Annotated in this window: 17 protein-coding genes and 1 pseudogene; 12 read left to right on the forward strand and 6 right to left on the reverse strand. The window is 71.9% G+C overall.

The window, feature by feature from the left end; translation table 11 throughout:
• Positions 1-5: 5 nt before the first annotated feature.
• Positions 6-1259, reverse strand: coding sequence for a helix-turn-helix transcriptional regulator (locus DJ476_RS15995; RefSeq protein ID WP_112492532.1), 1254 nt, complete (start codon positions 1257-1259; stop codon positions 6-8).
• A gap of 306 nt (positions 1260-1565) precedes the next feature.
• Here DJ476_RS15995 and DJ476_RS16000 point away from each other — a divergent pair, with 306 nt between their 5' ends.
• From DJ476_RS16000 to DJ476_RS16015, 4 genes are all read left to right on the forward strand, one after another.
• The gene (locus DJ476_RS16000; protein WP_070200649.1) at positions 1566-1868 is read left to right on the forward strand and encodes a hypothetical protein; all 303 of its coding nucleotides are present in this window, start codon (positions 1566-1568) and stop codon (positions 1866-1868) included.
• A 114-nt stretch (positions 1869-1982) separates the two neighbouring features.
• Entirely contained in the window at positions 1983-2258 is a 276-nt protein-coding gene (gene tgmA, locus DJ476_RS16005) for a putative ATP-grasp-modified RiPP (protein ID WP_112490834.1), read from the forward strand.
• Positions 2258-3259 (forward strand): MvdC/MvdD family ATP grasp protein, encoded by a 1002-nt coding sequence (locus DJ476_RS16010; RefSeq protein WP_162638714.1) that lies wholly within the window; start codon positions 2258-2260, stop codon positions 3257-3259. The genes tgmA and DJ476_RS16010 overlap by 1 nt, the downstream gene beginning before the upstream one ends.
• Complete coding sequence (locus tag DJ476_RS16015) at positions 3256-4386, forward strand: methyltransferase domain-containing protein (protein ID WP_112490836.1); 1131 nt, start codon at positions 3256-3258, stop codon at positions 4384-4386. The genes DJ476_RS16010 and DJ476_RS16015 overlap by 4 nt, the downstream gene beginning before the upstream one ends.
• A gap of 75 nt (positions 4387-4461) precedes the next feature.
• Here DJ476_RS16015 and DJ476_RS16020 read toward each other — a convergent pair.
• From DJ476_RS16020 to cbiE, 3 genes and pseudogenes are all read right to left on the reverse strand, one after another.
• Positions 4462-5675 (reverse strand): annotated as a pseudogene (locus DJ476_RS16020) (threonine synthase).
• Positions 5676-5694: 19 nt separating this feature from the next.
• Positions 5695-6450, reverse strand: a complete 756-nt coding sequence (cobM, locus tag DJ476_RS16025; RefSeq protein WP_112490837.1) for a precorrin-4 C(11)-methyltransferase — start codon at positions 6448-6450, stop codon at positions 5695-5697.
• On the reverse strand, positions 6447-7742 hold the full coding sequence (gene cbiE / locus DJ476_RS16030) for a precorrin-6y C5,15-methyltransferase (decarboxylating) subunit CbiE (RefSeq protein WP_112490838.1): 1296 nt from the start codon (positions 7740-7742) through the stop codon (positions 6447-6449). Before cbiE ends, cobM begins: the two co-directional genes overlap by 4 nt.
• A 233-nt stretch (positions 7743-7975) precedes the next feature.
• On the opposite strand from cbiE, the gene DJ476_RS16035 reads away from it, so the two are divergent.
• Both DJ476_RS16035 and DJ476_RS16040 read left to right on the forward strand, forming a co-directional pair.
• Complete coding sequence (locus DJ476_RS16035) at positions 7976-8386, forward strand: YciI family protein (RefSeq protein ID WP_103420611.1); 411 nt, start codon at positions 7976-7978, stop codon at positions 8384-8386.
• A gap of 22 nt (positions 8387-8408) precedes the next feature.
• The gene (locus DJ476_RS16040; RefSeq protein ID WP_112490839.1) at positions 8409-9677 is read left to right on the forward strand and encodes an RNA polymerase sigma factor; all 1269 of its coding nucleotides are present in this window, start codon (positions 8409-8411) and stop codon (positions 9675-9677) included.
• Between the two features lie 22 nt (positions 9678-9699).
• Here DJ476_RS16040 and DJ476_RS16045 read toward each other — a convergent pair whose 3' ends face one another.
• On the reverse strand, positions 9700-10227 hold the full coding sequence (locus DJ476_RS16045) for a discoidin domain-containing protein (protein ID WP_112492533.1): 528 nt from the start codon (positions 10225-10227) through the stop codon (positions 9700-9702).
• 1350 nt (positions 10228-11577) lie between these two features.
• On the opposite strand from DJ476_RS16045, the gene DJ476_RS16060 reads away from it, so the two are divergent.
• The 4 genes from DJ476_RS16060 to DJ476_RS16075 all read left to right on the forward strand — a co-directional run bounded on the left by DJ476_RS16060 (position 11578) and on the right by DJ476_RS16075 (position 15525).
• Positions 11578-12228 carry an HhH-GPD-type base excision DNA repair protein gene (locus DJ476_RS16060; protein WP_103420559.1) on the forward strand — a complete coding sequence of 217 codons (651 nt, stop codon included), beginning with the start codon at positions 11578-11580 and terminating at the stop codon, positions 12226-12228.
• Positions 12229-12528: 300 nt separating this feature from the next.
• Positions 12529-14088 carry a M28 family metallopeptidase gene (locus DJ476_RS16065; RefSeq protein ID WP_112490840.1) on the forward strand — a complete coding sequence of 520 codons (1560 nt, stop codon included), beginning with the start codon at positions 12529-12531 and terminating at the stop codon, positions 14086-14088.
• Between the two features lie 287 nt (positions 14089-14375).
• Positions 14376-14672, forward strand: coding sequence for a type II toxin-antitoxin system VapB family antitoxin (locus DJ476_RS16070; protein WP_003955420.1), 297 nt, complete (start codon positions 14376-14378; stop codon positions 14670-14672).
• 214 nt (positions 14673-14886) lie between these two features.
• Positions 14887-15525, forward strand: a complete 639-nt coding sequence (locus tag DJ476_RS16075) for a LytR C-terminal domain-containing protein (RefSeq protein WP_103420555.1) — start codon at positions 14887-14889, stop codon at positions 15523-15525.
• A 177-nt stretch (positions 15526-15702) separates the two neighbouring features.
• Here DJ476_RS16075 and upp read toward each other — a convergent pair whose 3' ends face one another.
• Positions 15703-16338, reverse strand: coding sequence for a uracil phosphoribosyltransferase (gene upp / locus DJ476_RS16080; RefSeq protein ID WP_018488512.1), 636 nt, complete (start codon positions 16336-16338; stop codon positions 15703-15705).
• A gap of 102 nt (positions 16339-16440) precedes the next feature.
• Between upp and DJ476_RS16085 the strand changes: the two genes are divergently transcribed.
• Both DJ476_RS16085 and DJ476_RS16090 read left to right on the forward strand, forming a co-directional pair.
• Positions 16441-16692, forward strand: a complete 252-nt coding sequence (locus DJ476_RS16085; protein WP_381245448.1) for a hypothetical protein — start codon at positions 16441-16443, stop codon at positions 16690-16692.
• Between the two features lie 242 nt (positions 16693-16934).
• The gene (locus DJ476_RS16090; RefSeq protein ID WP_103420551.1) at positions 16935-17543 is read left to right on the forward strand and encodes a tRNA adenosine deaminase-associated protein; all 609 of its coding nucleotides are present in this window, start codon (positions 16935-16937) and stop codon (positions 17541-17543) included.
• Positions 17544-17578: the final 35 nt, after the last annotated feature.

A 17578-nucleotide genomic window follows, 5' to 3' on the forward strand; every position in this document is an offset into this window, starting at 1 on the left:
TCTCGTCACGGCGTGCTCAACGCGGCGATCTCCGCCCCCAGCTCCGCCACACGGTGGTCACGGCTCAAGGGGCCGAACTCGTCGCACAGGCCTCGGAGTCTACGGGCGAGATACCCCGAGTCCGAAGCTCGGGCAAGGCTGACAGCCTCCTTGCCACACGCGACGATCTGCTCGGGATCCCGCCGCTTCGCCCCGATCGCCGCCATGTCCGTCAGCACCGCACCCCTCCTGCGATACGACTGTCCTGGCGCCAGAGCAGTCTGTGTCAGCGCCTGCTCCAAGGCGGTCTCCGCCAGGTCAAGGCGACCGAGCTGCACGTAGCGTGATCCGCGTTCCTCGGCCAGCCGGGCACCGTCGAACCGGAGCCAGCCACCGTTGACGCTGTTGGCGCCCAGGTCAAGGACGGCCTCAGCCCGGTCCATCGCCCGCTCACACGCGTCCAGGTCACCGAGATCCGCATACACCTCGGCCTGGACCGAGGCCACCCACTGACAGGTCGAAAGGCTCTGATCACCCCGTGCGGCCAGGCGCTCGGCCGCGCGGAGCATCTGCGCGGCCTGGTGATGACGGTGCTCGGACATGTCCACGTACGCATGCCTGACCAGCGCGCACGCCCACAGGTCGTACGCCCGGGCGTCTCTGCCGACCGAAGCCGCGAGAGCGTACGAAGCCGCGGCATCGGAGTACCGGCCTGCGTCGAACGCCACCTCTCCCGCCAGCTGGAACAGATCCGCCGCCGCGTGCAGCAGGGGCTCGACGCTCCCACGGTGGACGGCCAGAGCCTCGTTCAGAGTGGCCAGCTGATCGCGGACAACAGGGTAGACAGCCCCCTTGCAACGGGACAGCTGATAGACCTGCCACAAATGGCTGTTCATGCGGGCGAAGCCAGCCGGAACACCGCTTCGCACACCCTCGGTGAGTGCTTCAGCCTCGGCTGCGGGCAGAGCGGTCAGCGCACCGCTGACGGTCAGTATGCGGAGGAAAGCGCGGCGGATCATGTCGTCAGGGTCTCCCGCGTTGGGGGGCTCACTGGGCTGGTGCCCAACGGGCTCCCGGGCTGCGTCTCGTCGCAAGCCGAGAAGGGCGTTCAGCTCTTCGAGGCTGACTTCGAGGGCGTCAGCCAGGCCACGCCGCTGGGGTGGCTGCGGATGGACTCTGCCGTTCTCCCAGCGCCCGACCGTTGTGCGGTCCACACCGAGTAACTGGGCCAGCTTCTCCTGACTGTAACCCAGTGCCCTGCGTCGCTCAGCCAGTCCCATGGCCCCACTCTCGCTCACGGCACTGGGCCTCCTGGGGCCCATGCACGGTTCTGCCTCAAGAGTGCCGCACCGATGCCGTAGATAGCCCTGACTCCACCCGTTTTCATGGTTGTTGACCCGGACGAGTGCCAGGACAGGCGAAGGAGTCTGGTCATGAACACAGGAGATGAGACTGCGGTGGACAACACCCCTGTGCACGAGTCCGCAGACAACATGCGAACCGAGCACCTCCGCCGCCAGCCAGTTCTCGCACGCCGGGTACTCGCTTCAGGGCGTGCCGTGACGCGGTGCACACGCTGGCTCCGAGTGCCGCTGGAACTGGCACGGGAAGCAGAGCAGAGGACTTCGACCGGATACGTCGACAGAGCCATCCAGTGCCGACTGTCCGACCACGAGGGCGACGATCACTACGGCCTCCTGACCGAACTCGACACGTACGGCACCGCCCTCTGGCTCCGCTGGCACGGCACCGAGACCGCCTTGCTCGCCCTGCCGGACTGCCCCATGACCGGCCCCGGCCCCGACGGGGAGGGCTGCTGCCTGTTCGCGGACCACCCCGAGGCTCACACCTGGCAGCACGCCCCGGAAGTGACCTCGTACGCCAGCTGATCGCGAGCCCCCGGACCTGCCCTCGACGTTCCGATCGGCCTCTGTCCGGGCGCCCGGCCAGAAGGCAGCGCAGCACCACCCCGGCTCCGTCAACCTCACCGAAAGGCCCCAGCCATGTCCGCACTCGTCGACCGCATTCCCACCCTCTCCCACGTCACCCACGCCCAGCCCTCAGGGCCTACCGCCACCCGCCCCTTCGGGCTGGACGCCGTGGCGCCCCCCGTCGCCGTCGGTCGACAGCCCTCGGTCTCGGTCGACCCCGACTCACAGCTCTCGCTGGTCGAAGGCATGGTTGCCCTCGGCATCGAGGGTATGGCGGGCACGTCGTGCAACACCGAGTCGGACGGCAGGGATGCCATCGCCATCGACACCGACCAGAACGACGACTGATGGCTCCCTCCCCCGGGCAGAGCACGCGCGGCACGAAGACACCGCGCGTGCTCGTCATCACCTACGCGCTCGACCCCACCGCGGACTACGTGTTACGCGAACTGACGGATCGAGGCGTTCCGTTCTGGCGTACGGACCTGGCGGACTTCCCCGGCCGGTCGACGCTCACCGCCGAGTTACGGACCGAGGGCCGATGGGGCGGAAGGATGGGCGACGAGCTGCGCGGCGTGGACCTGTCCGAGGTCCGCTCGGTGTGGTGGCGCAAGCCCACTTCCTACTCCTTCCCCGACACCATGAGCGAGCCCGAACGCCGGTTCGCCGCGTCGCAGGCCAAGGGGGCGGTACCAGGCGTGCTCGGCTCTCTCCCCGGCGTCCTGTGGGTCAACCGCCCGGAGCGGAACGCCGACTGTACGAAGCCGGTGCAGCTTGCCGTCGCGGCTCGGGCAGGGCTGCGCGTGCCGGAGACACTCATCACCAACGACCCCGCCGCCGTGGCCCCGTTCGCCGCCCGGTGCGGAGGGCACATCGTGACCAAGGTGTTCGGCAGCATCGTCCACACCGAGGGCGGCAAGCGCGGTCAGCTCTGCACCCGGCGCGTTCCGCCCGACCAGTACGACAACCCGCGCATCGGGCTCACCGCCCATCTGTTCCAGCGGGAGATCACGGCGAAGGCGTACGAGATCCGGGTGACCGCCGTAGCCGGAACGCTCTTCCCCGTCGCCCTCCACGCCCCCGACGGACCGGCCCGCCTCGACTGGCGCCGTGATTCCTCGTCGCTCACCCACACACCTGTCGATCTGCCGCACGATGTCGTCCGCGGCATACACACCATGCTGGGCGGCCTGGGTCTCGTCTACGCAGCACTCGACCTCATCGTCGACAGCGACGGCACTCACTACCTGATCGACGTGAACCCCGGCGGACAGTGGGCGTGGATCGACCTGACTCGCGAGTCGATCACGCACGCTCTCGCCGACCTCCTGGAGAAGGGCACCCTGTGACCACCGACCCCGACCTCGCACAGGCCACCACCAGGCGCGCCGCACTCGTCCAGGCCTTGGCCGACTCCGGTGACCTGACCGACCCCGCCTGGCGGGCGGCGTTCGAAAGAGTCCCCCGGCACGTGTTCGTCCCGTACTTCTACGACCACACGGGCCGCCGGATCTCGGCGCACGACGCCGACACACGTGACGCATGGTTCGACGCCGGGCATGAGGACCGGGCCCTGGTCACCCACCGGACCGGCGGTGCGGCCACGTCGTCGAGTTCCCAACCGTCGGTCATGGCCATCATGTTGGAGGCCCTTCGAGTGGAGGACGGGGTGGGCATGAAGGTGCTGGAGATCGGCACCGGCACCGGCTACAACGCCGCGCTCCTGACGCACCGCCTCGGCAACGACTCCGTGGTCACGGTCGACACCGAACCCGATCTCATCGCCGCGGCCCGCACCCGTCTCACCGAGACCGGCTACGAACCGAACGTCGTCCTCGCCGACGGCACACACGGCCACCCGGACCTCGCCCCGTACGACCGGATCATCGCCACGTGCCGTATCGACTCCGTACCACCGGCGTGGCTTCGCCAACTCACCGACGGAACCGGATCGGACGCCGGGCAGATCCTCGCCCCGCTGGGCAACGCCCTGGTCCGCATCCACAGAACAGGCGGCCCGCTCCAGGCCGAGGGGCGCTTCCTCCCGGGAGGGGCCTACTTCATGCCCATCAGGCACGGCACGGCCGACGGCATCCCGGTCCGGCGCCCCGCCCTCCCGACCGGCAAGGCCCGCCGCACGGATGTGCCCGTATCCGCACTGGCCGACAACGCGTACCGCTTCCTGCTGAGCATCGTCGAACCCCACCTCGACTGGCAGTACGACCTGGACGACACCGGAAAACCGACCGCCGCCCGCGTCTGGTCCCCCGATGGCACCATCGCCGCGCTCCACCCCGACGGCACCGTCACCGAGGCAGGCCCCCGCTCCCTCTGGTCCCGGCTCGAAGAGGCGTACCGCGTCTTCACCGAGCACGACGGGCCGGGCCCCGAGCGGTACGGTCTCACCGTCGATCACGAGGCCCAGCGCGTATGGCTCGACGGACCGGGCGGCCCGTGCTGGAGCCTCCGCCCGTAGGGAGGCTGTAGCGATCGGTCGTAGGGAGGCCGTGGCCACCGCCCGCGATCGGTACGGTGGCCGCTCGGCCCCGGCTCAGCTCCGGATGCCCTCCGCCCGCAGCCGCGCCCGTACGCTCTCCCACGACGGGTCCACCGGTGTGAGGTGGTGGTCGCCCACGCGGGTGTCCTTGAAGCCGCTGGATGTGGTGACGCAGACCACCGGGCCCTCGATGGTCTCGTCGTCCGGCAGGGTGCGCAGGCCCGCGAGGCCGCCGCGGCGGACAGCTCCACCCACAGGCCCTGGCCGGCGAGTTCCGCCTGGGCGCGGTGCATCGCCTCGTCGTCGACCGTCAGCGCGCGGCCTCCGCTGCCGGTGATCGCGCGCACTCCGCGGTAGCTGTTCACGGGGCAGGCGATGCCGTACGCCTCCGTCTCCGCCACCTCGACCCTGGTGGCGGGCAGGCCCTGCCGCAGAGCCGCCGCGAGCGGGCCCCCGGCGGCCGGTTCGCAGCTGAACAGGCGGGGGACGCGGCAGAGGAGGCCGAGACGGTGGAGCTCCGTGAACCCCTTCCAGATGCCGAAGAGCAGCTCGCCGTAGCCGGTGGGCACGAAGACCGCGCCCGGGTCCACGATGTCGGCCGCGATCTCGTACGCGACCGTCTTGTACCCCTCGGCCCCGAAGGCGTGCCCGGTGTGGAACGGGGTGAGGTTGCTGACGGGGTGGAAGCCCAACTCCTCGACGATCCGCTCGGTCAGCGGCCATCGGCGGGCGGTCTCGACGGGCAGTACCACCGCCCCGTACGCGCTGAGGAACGACGCGACGGCGGGCGGCAGTTCGGACGAGCCGAGCACCACACAGCGCAGCCCGGCCCGCGCCGCGTACGCCGCCGCGGAGGCTCCGTGGTTGCCGGAGGAGGCCACGACCACGCCCGGAGCGCCCGCGGCCACGGCGGCGCTCACCGTGATGCGGTTGAGCCGGTCCTTGTGGCTCCATGTGGGGTTGCGCGACTCGTCCTTGACGTACGCCCCGTCACCGATCGCGATCAGCGGGGTTCCGCCCTCACCCAGTCCGGGCGCGGCCAGCGGCGGCAGCAGGGGAGCCCAGCGGTCCAGGCCGGAGCGCGGCCGCCCCTGTCCGGTGATGAAGTCGGACGTCACGCCTGTGTAGTCGTAGTCGATCTCCAGGGGGTACGACATGGCGTCCGAGCTGGTCCGGGGGCAGCCGTGCGTCAGCGGCGGCCACAGCGGATAGCTGATGTCCGGGTCGCCCAGGGAACGTTGACCGGTGGCCAGGGAAATCGTGGTCATGGTTCCGAAGTCCAGGAACTCAGGAACCGCAGGCTCCCCGGTACCGCCCCGGCGAGTAGAGGTGGCTGTCCCGGAACTGTTCCGCGCCCAGCGTCCGCCCCACCATGATGACCGCCGTCCTGATCACGCCCGCCGCCTTCACCTGCCCGGCGATCGAGTCCAGCGTGCCCCGCAGCACGATCTCGTCCGGGCGGGACGCCATCGCGACCACCGCGGCCGGGCAGTCGGCCCCGTAGTGCGGCAGCAGCTCCTCCACCACCCGGTCCACGTAGCGGGCCGCCAGGTGGAGGACGATCAGGGCGCCGCTGCGGCCCAGGGTGGCCAGGTCCTCGCCGGGGGGCATGGCGGTGGCGCGCTGGGCGATGCGGGTCAGGATCACCGTCTGGCCGACCGTGGGGACCGTCAGCTCGCGCTTCAGGGAGGCGGCCGCGGCGGCGAAGGCGGGGACGCCGGGGACGATCTCGTACGGGATTCCCGCCTCGTCCAGGCGCTTCATCTGCTCGTTCACCGCGCTGAAGACCGACGGGTCCCCCGAGTGCAGCCGCGCCACGTCGTGGCCGTCCGCGTGGGCCCGGACCAGTTCGGCGGTGATCTGCTCGATGTCCAGGTCCGCCGTGTCGACCAGGCGGGCGCCCTCCGGGCACTCGGCCAGCAGATCGACCGGGACCAGGCTGCCCGCGTACAGGCAGACCGGGCTGGCGGCGAGCAGGCGGGCGCCGCGCACCGTGATCAGGTCGGCGGCACCCGGGCCCGCGCCGATGAAGTACACGGTCATGGTCCATCTCCAATGTGCGAACGTGCTTCTGAGGCCGAGGGTTTGCGTACGGACCACTGCGTCACCGGCATCGCCTGCCGCCAGCCCGTGAACCCGCCCACCGGGACCGCGTGCGCCACCGCCAGCCGGGTCAACTCCCCGCCGTACGACCGGTATCGCTCCCCCAGCAGCGCCTCCGACTCCAGCGTCACCGTGTTCGCCACCAGCCGGCCCCCAGGCCGCAGCGCCTCCCAGCACGCGTCCAGCAGGCCCGGGGCCGTCAGGCCGCCGCCGATGAACACCGCGTCGGGCAGGTCGAGTTCGGCCAGGGCGGCGGGGGCCGGGCCGGTGACGACGTGCAGTGCCGGGACCCCCAGGCGGTCCGCGTTCCGTGTGATCCGCTCCGCCCGCACCGGGTCCCGCTCCACGCTCACTGCGCGGCAGGTGCGGTGCGAACGCATCCACTCGATCGCGATCGAGCCCGAGCCGCCGCCCACGTCCCACAGCAGTTCCCCGGGCGCGGGCGCCAGGGTCGCGAGCGTGGCCGCCCGGATGTGGCGCTTGGTGAGCTGGCCGTCGTGTTCGTACGCCTCGTCCGGCAGGCCCGGGACCGTGCCCAGCCGCAGCGCGTCCGCCGTCGCCCGGCACTCGACCGCGATGACGTTCAGGCGGTCGCCGGGGGCGTGCGCCCAGCTCTCGGCGGTGCCGTCCGCGTACGCCTCCGCCTCGCTGCCCAGCTGTTCCAGCACCCGCATCCGGCTCGGGCCGAAGCCATGGGAGGTCAGGAGCGCCGCCACCGTGGCGGGCGTCGTCGCGTCCGCGCTCAGGACCAGCAGTCTCCGGCCCTCGTGGAGGGAGAGCGCGAGCCGCGCCGCCGGGCGGCCCACCAGCGTCACGACCTCCGTGTCCTCCAGGGGCCAGCCCAGCCGCGCGCAGGCGTACGAGACCGAGGACGGGTGCGGCAGCACGCGCAGCGCCCCCGCCTCCAGCCCCACCGGTCCCAGCTCCTCCGCGAGCGCGCGCCCGATCCCGTAGAACATCGGGTCCCCGCTCGCCAGCACCGCGATCCGGCGCTCCCCGTGCTCGGCCAGCAGCCGGGGCACGGCGGGGCGCAGCGGCGACGGCCACGCCACCCGCGCGCCCGCGCACTCCGGCGGGAGCAGGTCCAGCTGGCGCGCCCCGCCGATCAGCACCTCCGCCTCCCGCAGCGCCCCGCGCGCTCCGGCGGACAGGCCCGCCCAGCCGTCCGCCCCGATCCCCACGACGGAGACCGGGTGCGCCGGCGGAACGGAGGCGGGACGGGCGGTGGACACAGGCGGACGACCTCGATCACGGGGGACTGGCGGGCAGGCGCGGGCGGACAAGTGGGCAGGCTCGACGTTGCCGCACTTTACTGAACGCGCTGTTCCGGGCCCTCCAGCGGGTGAATCAGTGGCGGATCTGCGGGTGAATCCGGAAAGGAATCGCGCGTCGTGTCGAGAATCCCCTCCCCGCGCCGACGTCCCCTGTGCAAGGGGAAGAGAGAGCGATGGAGGAGGCGACGGTCATGAAGTATCTGGTGATGGTCCAGGGCAGCCAGGCCGACTACGACGCGCAGTCCGGCAAGGGGTCCCCGGGCAGTCCCGTCTGGGACGAGAAGGCCATGCAGGAGATGTTCGCCTACATGGGCAGCATCAACGACGACCTCGCCGAGACGGGCGAGCTGGTGACCGGGTACGGGCTCCGGGAGCCCGCGCAGGGGCGGGCCGTCAGCGTCGACGCCGAGGGGCGGCCGGTGGTCTCGGACGGGCCGTACAGCGAGACGAAGGAGTTGCTCGCCGGGTTCTGGATCCTCGAGTGCGAGAGCCTGGAGCGGGTGACCGAGATCGCGGCCCGCGTGGCGCGCTGTCCGCAGCCTGCCGGGGCGCCCGAGTACCCGGTGCTCATCCGTACCGTCGACGGCGGTATCGACGACTGAACCGCACGGAACAGGGAGACGGATGGACCGGAGCGACGGAGCGTCCGCATCGATCGAGGACCTGCTGCGCCTGCACGCGCCGCAGGTCCTCGGCGCGCTCGTCCGCCGTTACGGGCACTTCGACCCGGCCGAGGACGCCGTCCAGGAGGCCCTGATCGCCGCCGCCGAGCAGTGGCCGGAGGAGGGCGTGCCCGGCAATCCGCGCGGCTGGCTGATCCGGGTCGCCTCCCGCCGCCTCACCGACCGGCTCCGCAGCGACACGGCCCGCCGACGGCGCGAGGAGACCGCGGCCGCCCTGACCCCGGCCGACGCGTTCGTCGCCCCGCCGCCCGGAGAGGGCCTCGCCGGGCCGGGCGGCCGGGCGCCCTCCGAGGACGACACCCTCACCCTCCTCTTCCTCTGCTGCCACCCCGCCCTCTCCCCCGCCGCCCAGATCGCGCTCACCCTGCGGGCGGTCGGCGGGCTCACCACGGCGGAGATCGCCCGCGCCCATCTGGTCGGGGAGGCGACGATGGCGCAGCGGATCAGCCGGGCCAAGCGGGCGGTGCGGGGTGCGGAGTTCCGGGCGCCGGAGCCCGAGGACCGGGACCGGCGGCTCGCGGCCGTCCTCCAGGTCCTCTACCTGATCTTCAACGAGGGGTACACCGCCACCGCGGGCCCCGAACTCCACCGCACCGACCTGGCCCGCGAGGCGATCCGGCTCACCCGTGCCGTACGCCGGCTCCTCCCGCGCGAAGGGCGCGTGACCGGGCTGCTGGCGCTCATGGTCCTCACGGAGGCGCGCACCCCGGCGCGCACCGGCGCCCACGGTGAGCTGATCCCCCTCGACGAGCAGGACCGCTCCCTCTGGGACCGTACGGCCATCGCGGAAGGCACCGCCCTCGCAGAGGAGGCGCTCACCCAGGGGCCCGCCGGTGACTACCAGCTGCAGGCCGCCATCGCCGCCCTGCACGACGAGGCCGGGCGCGCCGAGGACACCGACTGGCCGCAGATCCTCGCCCTGTACGACCACCTCGTCCGCCGCACGCCCGACCCCGCCGCCGCGCTGGGGCGGGCGGTGGCCGTCGCCATGGTGCACGGGCCGCGCGCCGGACTGGCGGAGGTCGACGCACTGGCGGAGTCCCTGCCCGGGGAAGGCAGCTACCGGCTCGATGCCGTACGCGCCCATCTCCTGGAGCGAGCAGGGGAGTTGCAGGCAGCCCGGACCGCCTACCTCACCGCCGCCGAGCACACCCTCAGCCGGCCCGAGGCCTGCTACCTGCGCGAGCGCGCGGACCGGATCGACAGCTAAGTGCCGCCCCCGGTCGGGCCGTTCACTCCCGCCGCCCGAAGAACTCCACCTCGGCCAGCGCCGTCCGCCGGTCCTCCCCCGCCCCGTACGCCGCGTCGACCGTGATCCGCGCCCGTACCGTCCCCGATCCCCGTACGTTGAAGGTCTGCTGGCCCGCCTGGTCGCGCAGCCGCAGCGTCCGGCTGCTCTTCTCCCCGTCCCGCGAGGTCAGTTCGACGGTGATCCGGGCCGGGCGGCCCTGTGTGAGGAACTCGTCCTTGCGCGCCGACGTCCCCGAGAACACCACGATCTTCATCATCCGCACCGGCTGCGCGAAGTCCGCCTCCAGATACTCCCCGACGCCGTCCCCGGCCTTCTCCGGCGCCCAGTAACGGTTGTTGAACCCGTCGAACGCGGCCGCCGCCGGGTGCTCCCCCGCCTCGCTGGACGCGCGGTACGCGGCGGGCGGCAGCGACTCCGGCGTGCCCGTCTCCTCCTTGGCGAAGCCCAGCAGCCCCGACAGGTGCGGCAGCGCGAACCAGACCCCCACCGCCAGCAGGATCAGCACCACCGGCAGCCCGACCCTCGGCCGCCGCCACCCGCGCCGGGGCCGCGACCCCGCCGTGTGCGTCCTCCGGGACCGCGCCCGCCGCCCGCTCAGCAGCCGCCGCCACCACGGCGGGCGGGCGGCCGGAGCCGGGCCGGGGTCCAGGACGAGCGCGCAGCGAATGCAGAGGGTGCGGTCGGGGGCGTTCTCCGTACGGCAGTTGGGGCAGATGCGCGGTGCGCCGAGGGGGTGGGGGTCCGTCGCTCCTGTGGTGGGTGCCGGTGGCCGCCGTCCTCCGTCCGGCCAGGCATCGGGGCCGGGCGCCGGACCGGGCGGCTCCTCTCCCGGGCGGCGGGGAGCGGCTGTTTCGGGGGGCGGGGGCGGGGGTGGGGGTTGCGGTGAAGGTGGCGGTACGGGGGTGGGTGCGGCAGGCGGTACGGGTGGGGGTACGGATCCGAGCCCTGGAGGCGTCACGGGCGCGGGAGCGGGTGGCGTCGCGGCGGGGCGCGGAGGCGCGGGCGGGGTGACGGGAGGGGGCGCGGGGGTTACGGGAACGGGCGCGGGCGCACCCGGGGACGGGGGTGCGGACGGGGGTACGGGAGCGGGCCCCGAGCCCGAAGCGTGCCTCGGTACGGAACCCGAAGCGGAAGCAGAACCGGAGCCCGAAGCGGGACTCGCCGAAGGCCCGGACACAGGCGCCCCAGAGGTCGAGGCAGGCCCGGGCGGCGCCCCAGGCCCCGCCTCCGGAGAAGCACCCGGCCCCGCAGAGGCCCCCGTTCCCTCCTCCTCCCACCCCAGAAACGCCTCGCAGGCCGCGCAGAACTCCCGCCCCCGCGCGTTCCGGTGCCCGCACTCCTCGCAGATCACCGCTCACCATCGCCTTCCCCGTCGGGAGGCAGCACGTCAGGAGGCAGCAGCTCCAGCGTGAACCCGACGTGCGCCGGGACCTCCGCACCGTGGGCCTGCGCGGAGTGACCGTGCTCGTGGCCCTGCCCCTGCCCGTGCTCGCCGTGGGCGTCCCACCCGAGGGCCGCGCGCTCCCCCCCGGTCCCGGTGGTCCGGATGATCCTGGTGCCCGGGGCGGTCCTGGTGGCCGTGGGGCTGCTGCTCGCGCTCGCTGTCGTACGCGTCCATCCTCATCTCCCCTGGCCGCACGGTCGCCGTCCTTCCACGATTGCGGCGCCCGGCCGGCCCAGTCCAGCCCGCCTCCGGGTCGGTCCGGGGCACCCGGGCCTGCCTCATCGGGCAGCGGCGCGGCACGGACGGTCACGGAACACCTGAGGTGACGGCCCCGTCACCCCCAGGCAGGGGACGGAGGCGCAACCGGAGTCACTGGAGTCGCCGTCGGCGCACGCCCTCGGGATCATCGAAAGTATGAGCAAGAGCGACGGCGGCAAGAGCGCCGGTACCGACAGGAACCCCACCCTCCGGATCGCCCAGCAGCCGGAGGCGGACGAGCTCCTCGCCCGTAGCCCGCTGGCCGCCCTCGTCGGCATGCTGCTGGACCAACAGGTCCCGATGGAGTGGGCGTTCACGGGCCCGTACACGCTGGCGGAGCGGATGGGCTCGGACGATCTGGACGCGGCCGGGATCGCCACGTACGACCCCGAGGCCTTCACCGCCCTCTTCACCACCAAACCGGCCCTCCACCGCTACCCCGGTTCCATGGCCCAGCGGGTCCAGCAGCTGTGCCAGTACCTGGTGGCGGAGTACGGCGGGGACGCGAGCGCGGTGTGGCGGGACGCGGAGAGCGGGGAGGAACTGCTGCGGCGGCTGAACGAGCTGCCCGGTTTCGGCACGCAGAAGGCCCAGATCTTCCTGGCGCTGCTCGGCAAGCAGTTCGGCGTACGTCCGCCGGGGTGGCGGGCGGCGGCGGGGTCGTACGGGGAGGAGGGCTCGCGCCGGTCGGTCGCGGACATCACCGGCCCGGAGTCGCTGGCGGAGGTACGCGCGTACAAGCAGGAGGCCAAGGCGGCGGCAAAGGCGGCGAAAGCGAAGAAAGCAGCGGCGAAGACGACGAAGTAGCCCGCGAAGAACAAGACCACGGAGAGAGGACCACGGAGGGAAGACGACAGAGGGAAGACGACGGAGGCATGTCGACGGGAAGGACCACGGGGAGGCAAGGGGACCAGCTGATGACCGGAATACACAGTCCAGCACGCAGCCGGACAGAACAGTCGGCGGAAACGATCAAAACCAGCCATTGCTGTTCCCAGGAGCCACCCCACTCGCTAGCTTTCGCAGCAGCTTTCGCAGCACATTCGTTCGCTCGTCCGTCACGTCTCGACCGGAAGGACTCTTGTGCACGCAACACGTCGCAGAGCCATGGCAGTTGTGGCCGCCACCGCTCTGGCCACGCCGCTCCTCCTGGGCGCCGCCCCGTTCCACGGGCCTTCGCACGGGCACGGCCACTCGAAGCCCGGGGCAGGTCACTCGACAGGCCCCTCGAAGGAAGCGGTCAAGCTGTCCCGGGAGTTGGTGAAGAACGCGTCCGCGCGTGACGCCTACCGCCATCTCCAGCAGTTCCAGGCGATAGCCGACTCGGCCGGCGGTCACCGCGCGGCGGGCTCGCTCGGCCACGACGCCTCGGCGGCGTACGTCTACCGGCAGCTCCAGCGTGCCGGGTACCAGGTCTCGTACCAGACCTTCACCTTCGTCTACACCGAGACCCTGGCCGAAAAGCTCGCCGTGGTCTCGCCCTCGCCGCGCGATGTGACGATCAAGGCGATGACGTACACCCCGTCGACCCGGGTGGGCGGTCTGACGGCGGGGCTCGTCGCCGTCCCCGTCGACGACACGACCGGCTGCGAGGCGTCCGACTACGCCTCCGCCAACTTCACCGGCAAGATCGCGCTGATCAAGCGCGGCGGCTGCACCTTCGCCGACAAGCAGGCGGCGGCAGCGGCGGCCGGAGCGGCCGGAGCGGTCATCTACAACAACACCGAGGGCGCCCTGTCCGGCACGCTCGGCGAGGTCGGCGCGGGGAAGATCCCGACCGGTGGGGTCACGCAGGAGGAGGGCGAGAAGCTCGCCGCCGAGGCGGCCGCCGGTGACGTGACGGTCTCCTTCGAGGTCCGCCAGCTCCAGGAGAACCGCACCACCCGCAACGTCGTCGCGGACACGCGCACCGGCAAGGCCGCGAACACCGTGGTGCTCGGCGCCCACCTCGACTCCGTCACCGAGGGCCCCGGCATCAACGACAACGGCTCGGGCTCCGCCGGTCTGCTCGAAGTCGCCCTGGAACTCGCCAAGTCGAAGAGCAAGCCCGCCAACAAGGTGCGGTTCGCCTGGTGGTCGGCCGAGGAGAACGGCCTGCTCGGCTCCGAGGCGTACGTCGCGTCGCTCTCCGAGAAGCAGCGCCAGCAGATCAAGCTCTACCTGAACTTCGACATGATCGCCTCGCCCAACGGCGTCCAGTTCGTCTACGACGGCGACGACTCCGACGGCGTCGGCGCGGGCCCCGGCCCGGAGGGCTCCGCCCAACTGGAGCGGGACATCAACGAGTTCCTCGACAGCAAGGGCAAGAAGCACGAGGGCACGGACTTCACCGGCCGCTCGGACTACGGGCCGTTCATCGAGGTGGGCATCCCCTCGGGCGGTACGTTCACAGGCGCCGAGGGCCTCAAGACGGCGGCCCAGGCCCGGACGTACGGCGGCCAGGAGGGTGTCGCCTACGACCCCTGCTACCACGAGGCCTGTGACGACCTGAGCAACATCAGCATGAAGCACTTCGACGTCAACATCGACGTGATCGCCAACGCGGTCGGCACGTACGCCCACGACCTGCGCTCGCTGACCCGCCCGGTCACCCCGTCGCCCAGCACCGGCACGCCGGGCAGCGGCGGCGGCCTGCACGACGGCCACGGCCACGAGGTCACGGAGTAACACCTTCACCCTCGGCGCACGCCCGAACACGCACACAGACACAGAAACACAGAGCCACACAGGCACACACCGAGCACGCCGCAGGCGCAAGGGGTCCAACGCCCCCCGGCCTGCGGCGTGCCCGCGCGCGGCTCCCCCTCCTCCACGGCTGCGGGGCGATCCCCACCCGTACGAGGGAAACCCTGTCCCGGTATCCAGCGCTATGCGGCGCTCTACAACGTTTCGCAGGCCACCGCAGTGGGGTTCCCCGGCTGCGCCCGGCGCCCCTTGACCGGTAGGCTTTCCGTGTGATCTTCAAGCGCATCGGAAATGGGCGGCCATACCCCGACCACGGCCGGGAAAGCACCCGACAGTGGGCGGATGTCGCGCCGCGTCCGGTTCGCCTGGACCAGCTCGTGACCACCAAGGGCCAGCTGGACCTGGAGACCCTCCTCGCCGAGGACTCCACGTTCTACGGCGACCTCTTCGCCCACGTCGTGAAGTGGCAGGGCGACCTGTATCTCGAGGACGGGCTGCACCGGGCGGTGCGGGCCGCGCTCCAGCAGCGCCAGGTGCTGCACGCACGCGTCCTCGAACTGGGCTGACGCCACCGCACGGGCCCTCCCGGCCCCCGCCCTCCCCGTACGCGCCCGCACCCACGCCCGCGCCCGCGCACATATCACCCTCATAACACCGGCACACGGATTCGGGCCTTTCGGGTGCTTTCGCGCTCATCCGGGTGCCATACGTTGATCATTTAGTACGCAGCATCACCGGGCCGCACTACGCTGCCTCCATGAGCATGCTCACTCCCCCGGCATGGGCGGAAAGTACCGCATCACGGGCAACACCTACCCCCGCATGCGCCGCCCCCGAAACCGCCGGCGGATCGTCCTCGCGGGCGTCTCGGCAGTGGTGGCCCTCGGCCTGGCCGGCTGGGGAACCCTGCAGCTCATCGACGTCTTCACGGGCGGCGACCAGAGCGCCAGCGCCGCCGGCCACAAGCGGGACTGCCCCACGCCGACGCCGACCCCGGCGGCCCCCGCGAAGGCCCTCCCGAAGCCGGCCGCCATCAAGGTCAACGTCTACAACGCGACGACGACCACCGGGCTCGCCAAGGCGGCGGCGGACGAGCTGAAGAAGCGCGGGTTCACCGTCGGTGAGGTGGGCAACGCCCCGGAGGCGTACGACAAGAAGGTCCCCGGCCCCGGCGTGCTGCTCGGCGCCCCGACGGCCGTGGACGGCAGCTTCGCGGTCCTGGGCACGCAGTTGCCGGGCACGGTGCAGAAGACCGACACCCGGAAGACGGCGGAGGTCGACCTGATCCTCGGGGCGAAGTTCAAGGCGTTCAGCACCCCGGCGGAGGCGACCGCCGCGATGACGGCGCTGACGAAGCCGTCCCCGGCACCGTCGTCGACGTCCTGCGCACCGACGCCACCGAAGACGAAGAACGGCTGACCGAGCCCAGCGCCCGGCGGAAAGCGCCCGCCCGGAGCGGACACGCGCCTCCGCAGCACCGCGGCCCTCGGAGCAGGCGCCCCTCCGCGACACCGTAAAAAACGCCGCCGCCGCCAGAGGAACACCCTCCAGCGGCGGCGACCACTCCACTACGGCCGACTGCTCCGCGGCTGCCGGCTACTCCGCGGTGCCGTACATCCGGTCCCCGGCGTCACCGAGCCCCGGCACGATGTAGCCGTTCTCGTTGAGCCGCTCGTCGACGGAGGCGGTGACGACGGTGACGGGGGTGCCCGCCAGCTCGCGCTCCATCACCTCGACGCCCTCGGGCGCGGCGAGGAGGACGACGGCGGTGACATCGTCGGCGCCGCGCTTGATCAGCTCCTGGATGGCGGCGACGAGGGTGCCGCCGGTGGCCAGCATCGGGTCGAGGACGTAGACCTGGCGGCCGGAGAGGTCCTCGGGCATCCGGGTCGCGTACGTCTCCGCCTGGAGCGTCTCCTCGTTGCGGATCATGCCGAGGAAGCCCACCTCGGCGGTGGGCAGCAGCCGCACCATGCCGTCCAGCATGCCGAGCCCGGCACGCAGGATCGGGACGACGAGGGGGCGAGGGTGCGAGAGCTTGACACCGGTCGTGGGCGTGACCGGGGTGTCGATGTCGACCTGCTCGGTCCGCACATCCCGGGTGGCCTCGTACGCGAGAAGGGTGACCAGCTCGTCGGCGAGGCGCCGGAAGGTCGGGGAGTCGGTGCGCTTGTCGCGCAGCGTGGTCAGTTTGTGCGCCACCAGCGGGTGGTCGACGACGTGGATCCGCATGCGTCAACAGTAACCGTGCCTTCCGGCACTCTGCGCTGGCATCAACCACCTGTTCGGGGGGAAGGTGGGGGCATACGGACCCAGCGTTGGGGTGGTGTGTCGATGGCGGACGGGGAACAGCCGCGGAGCGCGGGCTCACGCAACGTGAGCGACGCGCCCGACGCGCGCGGGGCGCAGGACGCGCCGGGTGATCTCACGGACGCGCAGGAGAGTGACGCGGCCCGGCGCCGGCGACGCGCCCAGTTCCTCCGTGAGCTGCACGAGGCGAAGCAGCTGCGCGACCGGGTGCAGCCGCGCAGGGCCCGTGCGGCCCGTATGCGCCAACAGATGCGGATGCGTACGTTCCGCTGGTGAGGCCGCCCGGAGCCGTCCCGTACCACCGGCGCACTCCCCCGCCGATCGGGTCTCCCGGCGGTTCCGTCAGGGCGACGCCCGACCAGGCACTCCTGGAACTGATGGCCGACGCAACGGTCGAAGAGGTCTCGCTCGGCGCTTGTTTCTGCCACGATGCCGATTGGGCGGGGCTCAGAGCAGACGGACTTTCCCGTCTGCCCTCCCGTCGGACCGATTCACCTATGACCAGTGGGAGAGTCACGGTGTACTTCGCCGCACTGCTCGCGCGCACCGAAGACGGGTGGGAAGCGAGCGATACAGAGCTCGACGATGTGGAGACCCTGTCCGACCTGACGGATCTGGCCCAGGAGGCCTCGGTGGACGAGGACACGGTCCTGGTCTACATCGAGCAGGAGGACGCCTGGTTCGGCATCCTCCGGGTGGACGGTGAGGAGGACCCCCGTATCTACGTCTCGGACGCGTCCGCCGCCGCCCGCTCCTCCTACGGGGAGATCCTGCTCACCGACGAACTGCTCGGCCGCGAACCAGGGGCCGAGGACGAGATCGCCGCGCTGGAGGAGTTGGTCGACCTGGACGGTACGGAGGACGGCGAACCGACCGGCCCGACCGGCCCGACCGCCGGGGCAACACCCTCCTCCTCCGCCACCACGGCCACGGCCACGACCGACACCAACGCCACCTCCGACTCCGATTTCGACTCCGACGCGGTCCCGGCGGGCCCGATCGGTGAGCTGGGGATCCTCGCGGACTTCGGGATCTCCGAGAAGGACCTGCTGACCCTGCGGACCGACGCGCTGACGGAGATCGCGGACGCGCTGGGGGCATCGGAGGTCCTGGAAGCGGTCCGCTAGGCCGGACCGCACGGTACGCGGGTACACGGGTACGG

This window comes from Streptomyces bacillaris (assembly GCF_003268675.1).
Classification (GTDB): domain Bacteria; phylum Actinomycetota; class Actinomycetes; order Streptomycetales; family Streptomycetaceae; genus Streptomyces; species Streptomyces bacillaris.